This is a genomic window from Thalassomonas sp. M1454 (genome assembly GCF_007097525.1).
In the GTDB taxonomy this organism is placed as follows: domain Bacteria; phylum Pseudomonadota; class Gammaproteobacteria; order Enterobacterales; family Alteromonadaceae; genus Thalassotalea_A.
In genome coordinates, this window is record NZ_VKDD01000001.1 from 148132 (window position 1) to 167742 (window position 19611).

The following is a 19611-nucleotide window of genomic DNA, read 5'->3' on the forward strand; positions in this document are numbered from 1 at the left end:
CTTATGAGGTTAGTATTTTAAAAAAGGCATATGGATGATAAAAAGTTTGGATTCCATAAAAAGATAAGTACGGTTTCCAACCTATATTAAACATATACTTTTTAATTAGTTCAGCTTGTTCTGGTAATTCATCGAGACGATTCTGTTTAGCCAAAAAATAAAAAACCTCTTGTTGAAAATGCCTTAATGCATACCTTTTATACCTTGTGTGCAACATTTTTAAATTCTTAATAGAAATTTTTATTCGAGGAATTACCGGACCACTACTTTCAATCACTTCTATAATTCGGTTTTCATCTAAGCCTGTTTTATAATCAAAGCCTTTTTCTAAAAGGTACATAACTAAAGAATCATCACCAATATAGCCAACGGGCAGTTTAAAATTATAACGTTTAACTTCTTGAATAAAGCGAGGTGATACACCATAAAAATTACCTGAAATAAACCTGTTTTCAGCCAAGAATGCCCTCAAACTCTCTGATACACCGATAGGAATCATAGCAATGCCGATACTATTACTGTTCATTCCAACACTTTCTATATGATCTAACATCAAAGCCGGCAACCAATTATCTCCATCCATAAAGAAATGAAACTGGCTTTCATCAATGTCGCTATATAGGTAATGATTCCAAGCATTAGATTTATCACCAAGCGATATTTCTACGCATTGAAATTGAGGATACTGCTTAGAAAAATTATTAACCAATAGGGCAGTATCATCAATACAACCATTTACTAGAACTTTCACATTCAATTTTTCAGGGGACGAGGTTGCTTGTACTATGCTTTGCAAACATCGAACTATAGAGTCGCTTTCATTATGAGCAAAAACAGCAATATTAATTTTATTTTCCAATTTAAATACCTAAAAACACATCTCAACCTCATTAATATAATGTAGCTCATTTTCAAAATAATTAACCATTTCTTAATAACATAGCTAAATATTGAATTCGCACCTATATTTTAAATAAGTTTTCAATTTTCAAATACTAGGATTATGTAGTTAGTGTGTGGCATTGCTGGTTTTACTTTATTAAACAACTCATTTTTTGATCATAAAACACTCGATAATATGGCGAAGTCTATATTGCATCGAGGCCCAGATTCAGGGTCAAAATTTATTGATGAAGATATAGGCTTATGCCATCGACGTTTGAGTATTATCGACTTATCTGATGATGGTCTGCAGCCAATGCATTCTAATTGTGGCAATTTCATTATTGTATTCAATGGTGAAATTTATAACTTCAAACAGTTAAAACAAGATCTGCTTGAGCTAGGTCATCAATTTAATTCCCAAACCGACACCGAAGTCATTCTTTCTTTATATAAAGAGTATGGGGTAGATCTACTTAGCAAAATCAATGGTATGTTTGCTTTTGCTATTTGGGATAAAGTGAAGAAAAAGTTATTTGTTGCACGCGATAGAATTGGAAAAAAACCTTTATATTATAGTGTTATAAAGCAAGAACTAGTCTTTGCTTCAGAATTAAAAGCTATTTTAAAAATACCAAATATTAATAAAGAAATCAGAGCAGATGCTGTTTATGATTTCTTTGCTTATCAATATATTCCAGACCCAAAAACCATATTTAAAAATATCTATAAACTTGAGCCTGGCCATTATTTTATATTCGATAAATCAGGCTTAACTAAACAGCAATACTGGGATATTTCTTTTGCAAAGCAAAGTAATGAAAGCCTGCAAGAAAACACTGAAATATTACAAAAAAAACTAAGCGCAAGTACTGAATCAAGAATGATCGCAGATGTGCCTCTAGGAGCATTTTTAAGTGGTGGCGTAGATTCTAGTGCTATTGTTGCTTTAATGAGTAAAAACAGCGATAAACAGCCAACAACGTGCTCCATTGGCTTTATTGAGAAAGAGTTTGATGAAACCGACTATGCTCAGCAAGTCGCCTCTCAATATCAAACAGAACATTTTCAATTTCAAGTTGCTGAAAACGCACTAGACAAATTAGAAGATATCGTCCAATTTTTCGATGAACCTTTTGCCGATCCGTCATTAGTACCTACCTTTTATGTTGCCCAATTAGCCCGAAAAAAAGTTACGGTTGCGTTAGCCGGTGATGGCGGCGATGAAGTGTTTGCAGGATATGAAAAATATAAAATAGATGCTATCGAAAATAAATTACGTAGCTCTATTCCTAAATTTATCCGTCATAGCTTATTCCCTATAACAGCAAAAGTCTGCAACAGCTTGAACAATAAATTTTTCCAAAAAGCATCATCATTACTCTATAGCCTCAGCTTAGAACCTGCTCAGGCTTTCTACGTAACTAACGCTCAAATAACCGATGACGAATGGTCAAAACTAGCAAACATAGAAACTAAAAATGAATTAGGTAATTATCATCCAGCAAAAATTAGCACCGACTTTTATAACCAAAGTGATGGTTTAGATCACCTCTCAAAAATTATTTATACCGACTTAAAAACTTATTTACCTGGCGATATTTTAGTAAAAGTTGATCGCATGAGTATGGCTAACTCACTAGAAGTAAGAGCGCCTATTTTAGATTATAAAATTTTAGAATTTGCTGCGACCTTGCCTTCTAAGCATAAATTAAATAAAAAAGAAAAAAAATTCATCTTAAAACAAGCATTCAAAGGTGAGTTAAGTGATGACATTTTGTATCGCAAAAAGATGGGATTTAGCCCCCCTTTGGCGAGTTGGCTAAGAAACGACTTAAAAGAACTTGCCACAGAAAAGTTATTTAACCGTAGTGCCGGCGTAACCACTTACTTTAATAAAGAAGCGATTCAAAAATATTGGCAAGCACATCAAGACAAATCTAAGGATCACTCAAGCTTATTGTGGAGCATGTTAATGTTTCAGCTGTGGTGGGACAATTATATGGAAGATGCATGAAAGCAAGAAATGTATCATTAGATGTAATTAGAACGATTGCAATAACTACCGTTGTGATTGCGCATACCGTATTAGCTTACGGTGCACCTGAAAACCTTGCCCCATTACAATTTGGCGGAACAGGAGTAGACCTGTTCTTTATGTTATCCGGATGGCTTATCGGCTCCCAATTGTACAAAGAACTTAATTCGTCTAACAATATCAATATTATTAAATTTTGGACAAGGAGGTGGATGCGAACTCTTCCTGCTTATTACGTTGTGTTGCTATTTACGATAGCGCAACTAACTCTAACTAAAAATGACTTCTCAATCCCATACAGTTATTTCTTTTTTACCCAGAATTACCAAACATCACTACCTTTTTTTACTATAAGTTGGTCTTTATGCGTAGAAGAGCAATTTTACCTTGTGATAGCTCCTTTAGTTTTATTTAGTTTTAAAATGGCACCTAATAGACAGTTAACCTTACTTCTAGTTTTATTATTGCTGCCTTCAATATTTCGTGAATTAGAGTTATTTAACAATATTAAAGAAACTCATGTAAGTTGGGATTGCTGCATTTTAGGTATAATTCTAGCGAATATAAAACACCTTAACCGCACAAAATGGCACTACCTCAGTAAATACTCATCCATTTTATTTTTGTGCTCAGTGTTTCTTTATCTATTTTTCTTCGCAAATCGATGGTTTCCTGAATTAAATATATCAGACCCGTCAAAATTGATATTATCTTTCATTTTTTCTACTTGGATTATTTTTGTAGATAATAAAAATATTAAATACCCAAAAATATTTCAGCGTCTTGTTATATATATTTCAACCCGTTCATACTCAATTTATTTACTTCATGTTGAAGGTTTTTCCATTGTAAACAAATTTTTTGCTGAACTTTCTTTCTTTTCTTTTTTCATTTTATGCACAACTGCAACATTGATTTTATCTGAAATTTTATATCGAATTATTGAAAAACCATTTATGGATTTAAGAGAGAAAATTAAAGTTTCTCAACATGCTAAAACAAATGAAGTAGCTAAGGCATGCCTATGATAAATATCCTACACATTACCTATGATATGAGAATAGGCGGTACAGAACAGGTAATTAATAACCTTATATCAGGCGCTGACAAGCAAAATTTTTCGATGAGTGTACTTTGCATAGAATCTCCATTAGGCCCTTTTTCAGAACCTTTAATACAGCAGGGTATACAAATCCATCAACTAAATAGAAAGCCTAATTTTGATTTCGATTTAGTCATCAAAATTAGAAAAATAATAAAAGAACATGACATTCATATAGTCCATTGTCATCAATACACGCCATGGGTTTATGGCGCTTTAGCCGCGTTTAAACAAGCAAAAGTTGTATTTACTGAACATGGGCGGTTTTATCCAGATTCGAGCAGTTTAAAAAGAAAAGTTGTAAACCCAATAATGGCAAAGCTAACCGATAGTGTCACTGCTATTTCGCAAGCAACGAAAAACGCTCTAGTAACTTATGAGTTTTTATCTAAGAAAACAATTAAAGTCATCTATAACGGTATAAAACCATTACAAGTTGAAGATAAAGAGGTAGAGGAATTACGACTCAAGTTAGACATATCGGAACAAACTATAGTACTCGGCACAGTTGCCCGGCTAGACCCTATTAAAAATCATCCTATGATGCTCAAAGCATTTAAGGCAGCATTAAATAACCACCCCAAAATAAAGCTCATAATTATTGGAGATGGTGAAGGGAGGGCAGAGATAGAATCAATAATTTCAGAATTGAAACTCCAGCAAAACGTTATTTTAACTGGTTATATCCCTTCTCCAAAAGCATACATTGCGCTTATCGATATTTATTTACTTTCGTCTTTTAGCGAAGGTACTTCGATGACGTTGCTGGAGGCCATGTCACTAGCTAAACCTTGCATAGTAACAAATGTAGGCGGTAACCCAGAAGTTGTCATTGATAATAAAACTGGCTTAGTGTGTCCTAGTGATGACCAATATAAGTTTAGCGATGCCATGGCTAAATTAATTGAAGAAAAAGAACTGTGTTCTAGCATGTCATATGCGGCTAAACAACGTTTTGAAGACACTTTCACCACTTCATCGATGGTCGATAAATATCAGAAGTTATATAAGAATTTAGTGGGCGGACAATAAGCATGGAATATCTACTTTTATTTCTTGTTGCAATAACCTGCATAACATCAATTTTTACTCCATGGATTGGCGTTATTGCTTATTTTGTTCTTGCTATTTTATCCCCTCAAAGTATCTGGCCATGGATATTTAAAGACTTAAGAGTGTCATTTTATATTGCTATAGCAACAATTATTGGCTTAATTATCAAGATTGTCCTTAAGGAAATTGAGTTTAGTAAACTTAGCCTGCCTGAAAACAAAGCGTTACTGACGCTATTTATAATTGTGCAAATATCTCATTATTTATCTCCTTATTACGGCACCATCGCACCGCAAGAGATTCAACCTGACTACGTATTAAGTATATTTAATAAAATAATCAGCTTTTTTTTCATTTCAATTTTATTAATTGATACGCGAGATAAATTAAAGATATTTACCTACATAGTTATATTCTCAGGTATTTACTATACCTATTGGGCAAATGCCGCCTACTTAACAGGTGACATGTGGCTATATTCAGATAATGGTAGATTAAAAGGCCCGGGATCGTATAAAGATGAAAATGCATTTTCTATCTTATTTATTGTTTCTGCGCCATTCATTATTTGCCAGTTCCTCAAATCTAAACATTTAATTATAAAACTGAGCTTAATAATAATAATCCCTTTGCTATGGCACTCTGTATTTTTAAGTGCGTCTAGAGGAGCATTATTAGCACTGGCAATTTCAAATTTATACCTAGCCTACCAATTAAAATCAAAAATAATTGGCTCATTGATAGTTGCGACATTTTTAACCGCGCTGATTTATCAAGGTGGAAATATTTATGATCGCTTCACAACTACAGTAAAGGCTTCACAAACAACGGAAAATATTGAAGAGATAAATCCTAGAATTAAAACTTGGATTGCAGGCATAGAGATGGCTATCGATAACCCTATATTAGGCGTTGGTGTAGAACGATATCAGCAGGCGGGTATCTTCTATATAGAGGGAAGAGTTCAAGTTGCGCACAATACTTTTATTCAATTTGCTTCGCAAACTGGGATTTTTTCTAGCTTAATTTTCTTGTGGCTAATATTTACCCCTTTTAAGTCAAAATATAACAATAAAAGCTTACCTAAGGCTCAATTGGACATGCAAATTCCAATAAAAACATCTCTAGTCGGATTTTTTATTTGTAGCTTATTTTTAAATTTAATGATCAGTGAATTTTTATACTTACTAATTTTATTTCATATTCTAAATTCACAGTTAGTTAATCCCCAAGAGGCGTTATTAACCAACGTAGAAGACTTGCCTTTACCTAAGGAAAAAAAATGAAAGTTTCAATATTAATGCCTGTATACAACAGGGAAGCATTTGTCGAATACGCAATAGAATCAGTACTAAAACAAACGTATTTAAATATTGAATTGATCATTATAAATGATGGTTCCACCGATAACACTGTTGAAATTATCGAGCGCTACCAAGCTAATTACCCTAAGCTAATAAAGGTAATTCACCAAGAAAATCAAGGGCAAAGTATTGCTAGAAATAACGGTATCAATAATGCTACAGGCGAATATATTGCCTTTCTTGATAGTGATGATATTTATCAACCAAACATAATAGAAACTTTATTATCCCTTTATAAGCAAAACCCTGAAGCCGCGTTTGTTTATTCAGGTTACAAAGAAATTGATATTAGTGGTGAAGTAATTAAATCGGTATATCCAAACCAAGAAAGCAATGATGAAATATATAGTAATCTTTGGTTGTCTCAGTTAAATATTTGGGCAGGAACCATGATGACAACAACTGATAATCTAAAACAAATAGGAGGGTTTAGCACTAGCTTAAGGGGGGCTGAAAATCATGAATTACGTTTAAATTTATCTAAGCTAGGGCCAATCTACTTTTCTAAGTTATTACTTTCAAATTATAGGAAACATCCAGATAACTCAATTCGAAACTACAAATCAGGGGACAATAATTATTTAAGAATTGTAAAAAAACACCTTGGTGAGCACGGCGAATTGAATCATTCGCTTTGGAAAAAAGTAATGGCAAACTTTTATTTTAAGCTAGGTATGCGTTTTTTTGGTGCTAATCAATATAAACCAGCAATCAATAATTTTGTTTTGAGCATTAAGCATAACCCAAGAAAAATCCAAGCTTATGCTCAGCTATTTCGTTCGCTATTAGGAAAAAAAATTAATCAGTTAATAAGTAACTATAAAAAAAAGAAGCCTGAAAATAACTCAATATGAAAAAATATTTTTACAGCATATCTTCCAATTGGATTAACCTATTAGTTGCAATAGCAATAGCTTTTATTGTTAGCCCAATATTAGTTAATTCATTAGGGAAAGATGTTTATGGGATCTGGATATTAATTGTATCTATGACAAGCTATTTCACTCTTTTAGATTTAGGGGTAAATAGTGCGATTGTTAAGTATATTTCCGAATTTATCGCTAGAAATGACCACAAGAATGTAAACCGGATTTTTAGTACATCCTTGTTTTTATTTTTTTTGTTAGCAATGATCACCCTAGTAATTTCAATTTTTTTAGCGTTAAATTTTCATTCTTTTTTTGAAATAACCATTTTTAGCAAGAACTATGTTGCGCTAACATTTTTTATCGTAGGTATAGATCTAACCATTAATTTACTCTTTAGTGTTTATTTAGGCACATTAAAAGCGTTTAATAAATTTGTTGCTTTAAATATTATTAATATTGTTATAGCCATCACCAAAAATTCTATTTTTGTCTACCTGCTGCTGTATCAAAGTTCCTCAATTTTAACTCTATCTCTTGTTCAGTTAATTTTTACTCTGATTAAAACCTTCATACATTATTTTTTAATAAAAAGCTTACCTTTTAGGGTACGTTTTTCATTTAACCATATATCTAAATCTTCATTAAAAATATTATATCAATACAGTATTTATAGTTTTTTAATTGCCGTATCTCATAAAATGATTTTTTATACAGATACCATTATTATTGGCGCAATTATTGGTGTAGAAGAGATCGCATACTATGCCATTCCGCTTACTTTAGTTCAGTATATTGAACAATTTGTCTGGGCTATTATAGCGGTGCTCATTCCTATAATAAGTGCCAAATCAGCCTTTGACGACCTTAGCTCAACTAAAAAGATATATAAATTAGGAACAAAGTATATCTTTCTCTTATTCTCCCCGGTTTTAGTCGTATTATTCAGCGTAGGCGATCAATTTATTGGCATGTGGATGGGGGATGATTTTCGTATTCCTTCAGGAAAGATATTGGTGATCTTTTTATGTGGCTATACTTTTCTCCTTGGTCAATTAGTTGCTCATGGCATATTAAAGGGTATTGGCAAGCATAAATGGTTGGCCATTACTCTACTTTTCGAAGCAACTCTAAATTTATGTATTAGCCTATTGTTAGCGCCAGTATATGGTATTTATGGTGTTGCCATAGGTACCGCTATTCCTATGGTAGTGATGAATCTATTAATTATTCCTTACATTACTAGCTACCAACTCAAAATTAATGTTTATAAATATATGCTTAACTCTTTTGCAATGCCTCTACTAATACTTATATTAATAACAAGTTTACTCATCATGTTAAATGTAGAGTTGGAGAGTTATTGGCAGTTAATCTTGTATAGCTCAATTGTGGTATTAATTTATCTTCCTATTTTTTATTTTTCATTAGAGAACTCAGAAAAACTAAAAGCGGACAGTTATCTTAGTTTATATTTTGGAAGTCGACGATGAAATGGACTACTAACAAAAACCCTGCAATTTTTATTGGGCAGATGTCAAAATTCATCTTAAATAGTGGTGAACAACAAACCTTTACTATTTCACTAGAAAATAGCAGTGCCCTTATAAAAATTTACTCCTTGCTAAGGATCAAGCTTTTACTATTAAAAAAATCTTCTAGAAAATATGATTTAATTGCAAATTACCCAGCATTGTCTTTTAAGGTAGAAACAGCAACAATAAATTATGCCAATAATAACCTCCTAGCAACTAGGCGCATAAATTTTAAAGGCCGATTATTAAATACTTTAGATAAATTTATCGGCTTACATTCATCCTTGCAGAGTTTGACAGTTATAAAACAACCTTTAAATTTTAACCCTGAGATTGCCCGTGCAAATCCAAACAATCATCCATTTATTTTTATATTCACATCCAATCCAACATTGTTATTTATTAATAAAGAGAATCAACCTGAAATTGTAATAAGCATTGCACAGGGTAATCCAAAATCGGCATGGGAAATAAAAAAGGCATTATTTAATTACTTACCTAACAGATTCGCTCAACCCATTAAGCTAGTTAAAAATAATGAATACAGCTTTATAATTGAACAAGGCTTAGACGGCAGCCCATGGTTTCAAATTTTAAGCACTTTCCCCCTAGAAAAGCTATTACCTAAAGCTCTGAATGCATTACAAGAATTTCAGTGTGCTATTAACCAAAACCAAGCATGGCATCAACAAATCAACCTTAAAAAAGAATTTACAAATCTCATTGATGATGCAAGCAAATCTACTGATTTAAATTTAAGCTTCCTTGAAGCTGTTAAATTAAGATACTTAACTATATTTAATGATCATAATTCAATTATCAAATCTGCAGCACAGCATTCTGATTTTTCAGTAAACAATTTACTATTCAAAAAAGATCATGCCTATATTATCGATTTAGAAGACTTCGGCCGTTCAATGCTTCCCCTGCAAGACGAAATGTCATTAGCAATTTCTTTTTATTTACTGGATCAAAAAAGCACGAATTTACCAAGTCTTTTACAGGCTTGCATCAAATCAAATCCTCAGTATAACCACCTTCCACCAGAGATAATAAAAGTACTATTTATATGCCAGTTACTATTTAAACTGGGTAGCTGGTCTCGAGATAAGCAAAGATATGAGTTGCGACTTAAGGTCTTTAATATACTTAAAGATTTTCTAGAGGACGAAAATAAATATGTCGACTACACTTCAATTAACATCAAGTAATTAGAATTTTTTATGCTAAAAAATATAATGTTATTCATGATATCTTGCTTTTGTATTGCAGCTAATGCTCAAGTAATCTCTGGGGATGACCCAAAGTCGATAACTTATTCCAATTATAAATTTAACTACATAGGTGCATTTAGAATACCGGCAGATACATTTGGTGATTCTCGGGTAACTTATAGCCAAGGTGTATTTACACTAAAAGATGATGGCAAGTCATTTTTTATCGTTGGACATAAGCAACATCAAGCAATTGCAGAATTTAGCATTCCTGAACTAAGTAATGATACGAAAAATATTGAAGATCTTGCCTTTGCAAATAACCTGCAAAAATTCTCTAAAATATTAAAAATCGATAAGTTAAAACAATACCCTAAGCTAGATACAATTACTGGTATGGACTATATTTCAGGACGACTAGTCATCAATGTTATGGAGTACTATGATGCCAATAGAGATAATAATCATACAACGATAATTTTAAATACCCCGAGTCAATTATCAAACGCAACAATAAGCGGACCATTTAGTTTAACTGGTGGAGCTCACTTATCGGGTTGGATCAGCCCTCTACCGAAAAGCATATCCGCATCATCACAATATAACTACCTCTTTGGTAACGCGAGTAACCTGCCAATTAATGGCCGTTTAAGTATTGGACCAAGCCTGTTTTTTGTAAAAGTGACACCTGAACAGAGTGCATTTAGCACCAAGTCGATAATGGATTTTTCATTAGACAGCCCATTGCATGAAGATAGTTATAATAAATCTATGACCAACAATGTTTGGACTGAAGTGTCACAAGCAGCTTATGGTTTTATACCCCAAAATAGTGATTCATATTTTGTTTTTGGTTTCTCCGGAGGACATAACAGTAAGATTGGCTACAAAATAACACAAGACAATAACCACAAGTGCCCTGGACCATGCCCTTATGCTGCCAATGATTTTTATAATTACTTATGGGTATGGGATGTCAATAAATTATTAAACTCGCCACAGTCCAAAAAAAACGTAACTTATGGGAAGATCAACTTGCCATTTTCAAATAACATTAATGACTCATTAATCATTGGGGCAGATTACCACCAAGAAAAAAGCTTGTTATATATATTATTAAAAAGCCCTGATACTTTACAAAAGCCATTTGAAAAAGCCCCTTTGATGCTTGTTTATCGCTTAAGCGACCATAATGCGTAATTTATTCATCATAGGTAGTCCCCGCTCAGGAACCACATACCTTGCAAAGTATTTGCAAAAGTCTAGTTATGGCAAAGCTTTTGAAACTCACTTTATTATTAAATATTATAAAAATCTCTACCGCTACAAACCATTGCATACTGATAACCTGAAACGATTATTAAAAGATTTATCAACTGAGAGATACGTTAAGCAATGGAATATTAAGTTAAACAGCAAAGAAATACCTATTGCAAAAAATGACTTAGATACATATCTGAACCTAGTTAACTATATATGTAACCAAATTCGAATAAGTAAGCATTGGGCAGATAAAACCCCTCATTATATTCATGATTGGGGATTATTAGATCGCCTATTTCCACAAGCACGGTATATCTATATTATTCGAGATGGCCGCGATGTTGCGCTGTCTCTGTTAAAAAAGTCTTGGGGCCCAAATAATATTTATACTTGTGCAAAATTATGGAGTGAGCAAAACAATAATTTTGAAATGGTACAAAAATTAGAGCGTGAGCAACGAATTTTAATAGTAAAATATGAAGATTTAATACAATCACCTAAAAGTACCTCAAGCTTAATTATGTCGTTCATAGGAGAAGAACATGATGAAAAATTTTTCGAGGAAATTAAAAGCAATACTTTGTCAGCCAATTATAATAAATGGCAACAGAAACTTAGCAAGGCGGAACTCAATGTATTTAACTTTATTGCTTTTAAGGAATTAAACTTTTGGGGATATAAAACAAGTGAATATACAACCCCACCATCCAAGTTGCAGATAATAAGATACCGTGTACATGACTTTATTCTTTATTGGTGTCACCACATTAAGCAAAATACTTTAGATTGGCTGCAAATAAAACTAAAAATAAAGCAACCATTCAATCAATGACAACTTTTTTATTTGCACTGCTATTATTAGAAGTAATCTAAATAATAAAAAAGTAACTGTATTGAATATACTCTTTATAACGCAGCGGGTACCTTACCCTCCCAACAAGGGAGATAAAATAAGAACTTATAATCAGTTGTTACACCTTTATCAGCGAGGACACCATATTACTGTCGCCTGCCCTGTAGATAGTGACAGTGAATACAACTACTTAAATAAGGTAATAAAAATTATAAATGCTGGTACATTATTTGGCACCAGTTTGCCTTTTATTGTAAAAGCAATTTACAGTTTACTTACCAACAAACCTTTTAGTATCTGTCACTTCTTTTCACCTCAATTAAAGCGCAAAATTGACAACAACCTTCATCAGTACGATCTGATTATGTGCTCAAGTTCAAGTGTCGTAGAGTACCTTTTTCAAAACAAAAAATTTAATGATTTTGGTAAGGTTATTGTCGATTTTATGGATTTAGACTCGGATAAATGGAAACAATATAGAGATGCTACTACTGGTATAAAGAAATGGATTTATCATCGTGAATATAAGCTACTGCAATCATATGAAAGCAATATTCAGGGTAAGGTAAAATATTGCTTATTTACCAGCACCAAAGAAGTTCAAATATTTAAAAAAGATTTGGCCCCAACTCAAAACAAAGATAATTTAATTCATATAGGGAATGGCCTTGATTATTCTTATTTTAGGCCGGTAAATAAACCCTTTGATGTTAAGTATTGCCAGTTTATATTCACCGGAGTAATGGATTACACGCCAAATATCGATGCGGTCACTTGGTTTTGTTCTGCTATTTGGCCCCAAATAATTAACTATGCGCCTCATGCAAAGTTTTTCATTGCGGGGATGAATCCAACCCCCAAAGTAAAAGCATTAGCTAACCTTAAGGGCGTTGAAGTGACAGGCTTTGTTGAAGATATTCGAGATTATTATAAACAAGCCGATTTCTTTGTTGCGCCACTAAGAATTGCTCGCGGAGTACAAAATAAAGTGCTTGAAGCATTTGCTTGTAAGCTTCCCGTAGTTACTACTCCAAATGCCATTCAAGGTATAGAATGCGAACCAGAAGAGCATTGTTTACAAGCAAGCTCTGCGGATGAGTTTATTAGTCAGATTCAACGACTAATAGCAGATAAAGAGTTACGGGAAAGGCTCAGTAATAATGCATTACAATTAATTGTTGATAAATATTCTTGGGAGGGTCAACTACAAAAGCTTGATAAACTGATAAATAATGACTTAACTAAAGAAAAAAAGATTCTTTAGGTTGCCTATGAAAAAGATAATAGTACTCATCACCAGCATAATTATGTTGCCTCTTACTATTATTTTCTATTTAGTTAAGCCGATCGTCTCTATCGATTCCTTTTTTTCGAGCTGTGCACAACTTATAAGCCTTTTCCCAGGGAAATTAGGTAGTTACCTTAGGATAGGGTTTTATCGGTACAGTATGTCTCACTGTAGCTCCAATTGCATGATTAGCTTTGGAGTTTTGTTCTCGCAAACAGATACTGAAATTTTTGATGGTGTTTATATTGGCCCCCAATCAAATATAGGGAGCTGCGCTATTGAGGAGAATTGCTTACTTGGCTCTGGGGTGCATATTCTTAGTGGTAAACGCCAACATAATTACTCAAACCCTGATGTGCCACTTAAAGATCAAGGAGGTGAGTATATCAAGGTAACCATTGGTGCAAATACTTGGATTGGTAACGGCGCAATAGTAATGGCTAATGTGGGTAAAAATTGTGTAATTGCCGCAGGCAGTGTAGTTACTGAAGATGTTGCTGACAACTCAATTATGGCTGGCAACCCTGCAGTATTAATTAAACCTACTCATGCATAAAATTCTACTGTTAATTGTATTAAGTATAAGTAGCTATAGCTTTGCTAGTGAAAATATCTGCTTAGAAGAAAGCTTCACAGTATCTAATAGTATTTTATTTGATGATATTTTAAAACAAACCGCGCACTGTAATAGCCATCAAACAATAAGTTTGAAGTCAGGTTATTACTCGATATATAGCACCATTCAAATTAAACGTAATAACCTCACCATTACCAGCAAAACTAACGATCCAAGTGATGTAACCATTGCCGGCGATGCCATGAGTGTTGATGCAAAGGTAGGTAATATATTCAGAATAGCTGGGCAGAATATAAAAATCTCAGGTTTAACCATTGAAAAAAGCGGATATCACTTAATTCAAATTGCTGGTGAGAATGGAGCGCAAAGTCCTATCATTGAAAATAATATATTTCGCGACTCTTACCAACAAATGATTAAAGTTACCTTTGGAGAGGATAAAAATAATCGAGTTAAAAATGGCATTATTCGCAATAACAAGTTTGATTACCCCGCAGGTATTGGGCCAAATTGGTATATTGGTGGTGTTGATGCGCATGGCATTATTAACTGGCAAATCACTAACAATTATTTTGCAAATATCGCCAGCCCCAATAAACATATAGCTGAACATGCTATTCATATTTGGAATCAATCAGAAAATAATTTAGTGGCAAATAATACTATTGTAAATTGCGATCGCGGCATTGGTTTTGGAATGGGAGAACGAGGCAATGAAGGTGGGGAAATAACAGGCAACAAAATTTATCATCAAGCGAATAATCATCCCTTCGCTGATGTTGGTATTTCATTAGAATCAAGCCCTAATTCAGTAATCGATAGTAATATCATCATATTAGAGCACTCTTATCCCGCTGCTATAGAATATAGATTCGAACACACAACAGGCGCAAAAATTAAAGATAATATCTTTAATAAACCGATCAGGAAAAGAGATTCTGCGCAGGCGAAGCTAACTAATAATAAACTAATCAGTCAACAACAAAGTAAAACGTTGATTGAGAAATATTTTAATCATTAAGCTTTTCAATGATCTGTTGAAAAACAAGTTTTGTTTGCTCGTCACTAATCACCTTAGGCAGTACAACTCCCACAAAAATTAAATCCGCTTTATTACCTTTGATCACCTCCATAGTATATTTTAACCTGCTAGTTGTTGAGGATGCAGACCATTCGCTTCCATAATAAATACTCGAAAGTACAGTTAATTGCTGTTTACGATAGTTTTCTAATACTCGTTTTTGCCCACTACCGAGCGAGCCATTTTGTTTAATTACGAAGGGACTTATTTCTATATTTTTCCACTTTTTAGATTCAAATAACTTATTAGTTGAGGAAAACACATCACCCTCGGCACCAAAGTCATACCAAGCGACAAATACTTCGATTTTAGTGCCATCATCTAATATCACTGAGCCACTTATTTTATCAGTATAACCACTAAAACTTGGGGTTATTGAAATAGGCTTTTCTTGCACAATACTTTGCAGGTGCATTGAACGCGTATTATTTGTATCTGAATTACCACCTGCAGAAAGCCATAGCTGCCATAGAATAGTTAATAGCAAGAGTGATATTAAAGGAATTGTTTTAGGTAACGATAAGTTAGTAGAAAAGCCATGCTCTGTGGCAGGCTCTTTGATTACTGGCTTATCTTTAATTTTTTCGCCAATAACAATCAAGACAAATAAAACAAAACAATAAAACACCCAACCATAAACTAAATGATCGGTACCAACTGCATGCTCCATACCAAAGTAATGGCCTATTAGCACAATACCAAAAACCCTTAGCGCATTTGCTAAAATGGGCACAGAAAAAGATAAAACTAAAAATAATATTTTTTTTGGATATTTCTCAAAAGATAAATAGGCGTATAAATTCCCAAACACCACAGAAACAATTAAAAAACTTATACCGGAGCAAGCCTCTGCTACATGAAATCGTCCAATGGGGATCTCAATATAGAGGCCTTCTCGCAGTACTGGTGTGTTGATAAGTTGCAGAAAAAACACCGACAAGTCCGCCGTAATCTCTTGTAAGAAGGGGATTAACTCATCACCAACCGGGATAGCAAAAACGATAAAAAATAGAGGGAATAGTATTTTTAAACAGGCTTTAGTGCCGAGTAAAAACCAAAAAATAATAGGTAAACTGCCAAATGTGCCTACGTATTGAAAAAGCTGAATATCGCCAGCCACTCCAAAAATATAAACAAAGGCTAATAAAACGATAATGGGTACGGCGAAATAATTAATGTTTGTTAGTTCAGATAAAATCTCATCTTTTTTTTGATAAATTAACCACAAGCTAACTGGTACAACGAAAGCTCCGTGATGAAAAATTTCAGATATCCACCACACTGATGCGGCAGATTTAATTCCAATAAAAAAAGTAATAAACCACAAGCATAAGAAAATACTCACTGTTACAACAGCTGGGTTATGATTCGCTATATTCTCTCTGTTTAACCCTGTAGATAAACTAGCCACACTGTATTTCCTTAGTTAAGTTATTGCTAGTTATTTGCTCTTGATATGCATCACTGACACTTTGCCAATTAAAGCACTCGAGAAGTTTAACTATCTTGCCTTCCATGATGTTTAGGTTAGTGTAATGCCTTATTTTCGATTTATTTGATGCCTGCTTAAACCTTGGTTGTTTTGGATCTATTTCCCACGGGTGGAAATAAAACATATAAGGTTGCATCTCGTTCTTAACAAAATGATTTATCGCCTGTTTATTTAACCAATAAGGTAAAAGTCGATAATAACCTCCACCCGCAATGGGATAATTTTTACTGGCAAGCTTTAACGTTGATACTGGTATTTCTAATATACCTTGCTTTGTTTGATAAGCTGTTCGAGGCCAGCTAGGCTCGCCATATAAATCATGATTTATGGGATAAGTGCTAGAGCTATACCTAAAATTTAATTGCTTTAAAATATCGTAAATCCATGTATTACTAGAATTTATAGAAAAACTTGGCGCTCGATAGCCAGTAATTAATTGCCCCGAGGTATCTTCCAGGATTTGCTTACTTTGCTCAATATCGGTAAAAGCTTGCTGTTGAGTTAATGTGGTCAGCCTTTGATGGCCATAGCCGTGTGAGGCAAGCTCGTGGCCATCATCAACTATACGCTTAATAATGCTTGGGTAGCGCTTAGCAACCCAACCTAAAACAAAAAATGTCGCCTTAGCATTATGCTCATTAAATAAATCTAAAACTTTATGAGTATTATGCTCAACTCTATGTTCAAGGCTATCCCAACTTGCTCTATCAACAATATTTTCAAATGCTGAAACTTGAAAATAATCTTCCACATCTACAGTTAAAATGTGTTTGCGTAAACTCAATTTAGACACTATTAGCGCCCTTTACCAAACAACACAACTTCTGCTGTTTGAATCAGAATGAGTAAATCTAATAAGAAGCTGCGATGTTTAATGTAGTAAAGATCAAATTTTAACTTTTCTAAAGCATCAACTTCGTTTTCCCCATAAGGATATTTTAGTTGTGCCCAGCCGGTGATACCGGACTTAACATTATGTCTTTCAGAGTAATAAGGAAGTTTATTTTTTAGGTCATTAACAAACTCTGGCTGCTCAGGTCTTGGCCCTACAAAGCCCATATCATTACATAACACGTTATATATTTGTGGTAATTCATCAATTCGATACTTACGGATAAAGCGCCCTACGGCAGTTATTCTTGAATCACTTGCAGTTGACCATTTAGCGCCGTCTTTTTCAGCATCGGTAGTCATTGAACGAAATTTAGCTATCGAAAATTCTTTGCCATGTAAACCGACCCTTTTTTGCCAATACAAAACAGGAGCATTAAAACCATCCTCTAGCTTAATAGCGATAACGGCTAACAACATAAAAGGCCAAGTCAGAATAAATAGAATTACGGCTAAGCAGGCATTAAATAACCAATCAAAGGTATTCCTTAAATCATTGCTTGAATGAAAACCTTCAGAGTAAATTATCCAACTTGGGTAAATTAAATTTACCGCAATTTGCCCAGTTTCCTTTTCAATAAAATCAAGTATCTCAGTTACTTTTACACCTCGAAGTTTACAAGCAAATAATGAATCTACAGGTAAGTTTTCGCGACGTTCATCGGTTGCAACTACAATCTCATGCACTTGATTTTTAACCACATAATCCAATAAATTAGTTTCAATGGTAATAATATGATCGGGATTAATTTCAGATTTTAAATCACCAGGCATATGCACAAAACCAACTAAATTAAAGCCTTTTCGGTCTACTTCACGGCGCATACGTTTTTCAATAATCAAAGCTCTTTGACCATTACCCAGTACAAGAACATTACGCCGAGCAAAGCCTAGAATATTAAATTTGAATAAAAAATAGCGAAATACAGAGGTAAACAGAAAGCTTAAAGCACAAGCTCGAATTAAAAAATCATCATCTAAATAAGGATTTTCAATAAGTTGTTCGAAAATGACAATTAAAATAAAGGTAATGGCACTTGCCAATAATAAACGTCTTAAAACACCAAAAAAGGTTTCTCGTAATTTAGATTTATATAAACCTAAACCTAAGCAACTTAATAGCATAGTAAGCACAAAGAATGTTGTGGTAAATATAAATCCTTGCTCAGATTTGTCTAATACAGGCTCAGTTACCGATAAAACAAAAGCGCAAATAAACAAAACTATATCTGCACATATTAATAATTTGAGCATTAATGATGAGTAATTAGAATTGTTATTATTCAAACTGCATTACCTCATGGAAATAGATTTATTATTAGATACTTAACGTTTTGTAAATTTAATAATAGACCAATCAGGTAGATAGCAAAATTTTTTGGTTAAATTTTATGCATTTTTTTAGCGTTAGACTAATCTGATATACAGTAATAATAATTAGTTAAATAAGGCATTTAGTTATGACGAAAGGATTTTTGTCTCTGTATAAGTTGGTTTTTACCACTATATTGCTCACCACACTATCAAGCTGTAGCTCTAACCCTACACTACCAACAGCAACCATACACCCTGCAAAAACAGATGCTGCCGAGTCTTATAATTACTTAATTGGCCCTGGTGATCAGCTAAATATTTTTGTTTGGCGCAATCCTGAAGTTTCAGGCAGTTTTGTAGTTCGCCCAGACGGCAAGATCACAACATCTCTAGTAGAAGATATTCCTGCATCAGGTAAAACTCCAACTCAACTCGCTCGTAATATTGAAGAAAGATTATCTACCTATTTAAGAGAGCCAATTGTTACCGTCACTATCAATGGTTTTGTTGGCCCCTATAGCGAACAAATAAGAGTTATAGGTGAAGCAGCGCAACCTAGGGCTGTTAGCTATGGCAAAAATATGACTCTCTTAGATGTAATGATTGCAGTGGGCGGATTAACAGAGTTTGCTGATGGCAATGATGCAGTTTTGGTTAGAATTGAAAATGGTAAACAGCGCCAGTATCAATTATTTATCGAAGATTTAATTAAATCCGGTGACATTAAAGCTAATGTCGATGTTTACCCTGGTGATATTATCGTGATCCCTGAAGCATGGTTTTAATAGCTAAACAAGA

17 protein-coding genes are annotated in these 19611 nt (G+C 33.6%); 13 read left to right on the top strand and 4 right to left on the bottom strand.

Annotated elements, in window-relative coordinates; all coding sequences use genetic code 11:
* Position 1: 1 nt before the first annotated feature.
* The gene (locus FNN08_RS00680) at positions 2-859 is read right to left on the bottom strand and encodes a glycosyltransferase (RefSeq protein ID WP_143582719.1); all 858 of its coding nucleotides are present in this window, start codon (positions 857-859) and stop codon (positions 2-4) included.
* A 153-nt stretch (positions 860-1012) separates the two neighbouring features.
* On the opposite strand from FNN08_RS00680, the gene asnB reads away from it, so the two are divergent.
* The 12 genes from asnB to FNN08_RS00740 all read left to right on the top strand — a co-directional run bounded on the left by asnB (position 1013) and on the right by FNN08_RS00740 (position 15056).
* On the top strand, positions 1013-2899 hold the full coding sequence (gene asnB, locus FNN08_RS00685; protein WP_143582720.1) for an asparagine synthase (glutamine-hydrolyzing): 1887 nt from the start codon (positions 1013-1015) through the stop codon (positions 2897-2899).
* Entirely contained in the window at positions 2896-3948 is a 1053-nt protein-coding gene (locus tag FNN08_RS00690) for an acyltransferase family protein (RefSeq protein ID WP_143582721.1), read from the top strand. The genes asnB and FNN08_RS00690 overlap by 4 nt, the downstream gene beginning before the upstream one ends.
* Positions 3945-5054 carry a glycosyltransferase gene (locus FNN08_RS00695; protein WP_260679242.1) on the top strand — a complete coding sequence of 370 codons (1110 nt, stop codon included), beginning with the start codon at positions 3945-3947 and terminating at the stop codon, positions 5052-5054. Before FNN08_RS00690 ends, FNN08_RS00695 begins: the two co-directional genes overlap by 4 nt.
* A gap of 2 nt (positions 5055-5056) precedes the next feature.
* A complete protein-coding gene (locus tag FNN08_RS00700; RefSeq protein ID WP_143582723.1) occupies positions 5057-6361 on the top strand; it encodes an O-antigen ligase family protein in 1305 nt (434 codons plus the stop codon).
* Positions 6358-7293: a glycosyltransferase family 2 protein gene (locus FNN08_RS00705; protein WP_143582724.1), complete on the top strand. Its 936-nt coding sequence runs from the start codon at positions 6358-6360 to the stop codon at positions 7291-7293. Before FNN08_RS00700 ends, FNN08_RS00705 begins: the two co-directional genes overlap by 4 nt.
* Positions 7290-8798, top strand: coding sequence for an oligosaccharide flippase family protein (locus FNN08_RS00710; protein ID WP_143582725.1), 1509 nt, complete (start codon positions 7290-7292; stop codon positions 8796-8798). Before FNN08_RS00705 ends, FNN08_RS00710 begins: the two co-directional genes overlap by 4 nt.
* Positions 8795-10051 (top strand): hypothetical protein, encoded by a 1257-nt coding sequence (locus FNN08_RS00715; RefSeq protein WP_143582726.1) that lies wholly within the window; start codon positions 8795-8797, stop codon positions 10049-10051. The genes FNN08_RS00710 and FNN08_RS00715 overlap by 4 nt, the downstream gene beginning before the upstream one ends.
* Before the next feature lie 12 nt (positions 10052-10063).
* On the top strand, positions 10064-11254 hold the full coding sequence (locus tag FNN08_RS00720; protein ID WP_143582727.1) for a hypothetical protein: 1191 nt from the start codon (positions 10064-10066) through the stop codon (positions 11252-11254).
* Positions 11247-12149, top strand: a complete 903-nt coding sequence (locus FNN08_RS00725; RefSeq protein WP_143582728.1) for a sulfotransferase family protein — start codon at positions 11247-11249, stop codon at positions 12147-12149. The genes FNN08_RS00720 and FNN08_RS00725 overlap by 8 nt, the downstream gene beginning before the upstream one ends.
* A 61-nt stretch (positions 12150-12210) precedes the next feature.
* On the top strand, positions 12211-13434 hold the full coding sequence (locus FNN08_RS00730) for a TIGR03087 family PEP-CTERM/XrtA system glycosyltransferase (protein WP_185962531.1): 1224 nt from the start codon (positions 12211-12213) through the stop codon (positions 13432-13434).
* 208 nt (positions 13435-13642) lie between these two features.
* Positions 13643-14014, top strand: a complete 372-nt coding sequence (locus FNN08_RS16575; protein ID WP_313904966.1) for an acyltransferase — start codon at positions 13643-13645, stop codon at positions 14012-14014.
* Positions 14015-14276: 262 nt separating this feature from the next.
* The gene (locus FNN08_RS00740; protein ID WP_143582731.1) at positions 14277-15056 is read left to right on the top strand and encodes a hypothetical protein; all 780 of its coding nucleotides are present in this window, start codon (positions 14277-14279) and stop codon (positions 15054-15056) included.
* On the opposite strand, the gene xrtA is transcribed toward FNN08_RS00740, so the two are convergent.
* The 3 genes from xrtA to FNN08_RS00755 are packed head-to-tail and all read right to left on the bottom strand — an operon-like array spanning position 15046 to position 18786.
* The gene (xrtA, locus tag FNN08_RS00745; protein WP_143582732.1) at positions 15046-16527 is read right to left on the bottom strand and encodes an exosortase A; all 1482 of its coding nucleotides are present in this window, start codon (positions 16525-16527) and stop codon (positions 15046-15048) included. The genes FNN08_RS00740 and xrtA overlap by 11 nt on opposite strands.
* The gene (locus FNN08_RS00750; RefSeq protein WP_221931754.1) at positions 16520-17401 is read right to left on the bottom strand and encodes an XrtA system polysaccharide deacetylase; all 882 of its coding nucleotides are present in this window, start codon (positions 17399-17401) and stop codon (positions 16520-16522) included. Before FNN08_RS00750 ends, xrtA begins: the two co-directional genes overlap by 8 nt.
* A gap of 2 nt (positions 17402-17403) precedes the next feature.
* Positions 17404-18786, bottom strand: a complete 1383-nt coding sequence (locus FNN08_RS00755) for a TIGR03013 family XrtA/PEP-CTERM system glycosyltransferase (protein ID WP_260679243.1) — start codon at positions 18784-18786, stop codon at positions 17404-17406.
* Positions 18787-18959: 173 nt separating this feature from the next.
* On the opposite strand from FNN08_RS00755, the gene FNN08_RS00760 reads away from it, so the two are divergent.
* Complete coding sequence (locus FNN08_RS00760; protein ID WP_143582734.1) at positions 18960-19598, top strand: XrtA/PEP-CTERM system exopolysaccharide export protein; 639 nt, start codon at positions 18960-18962, stop codon at positions 19596-19598.
* Positions 19599-19611 lie beyond the last annotated feature (13 nt).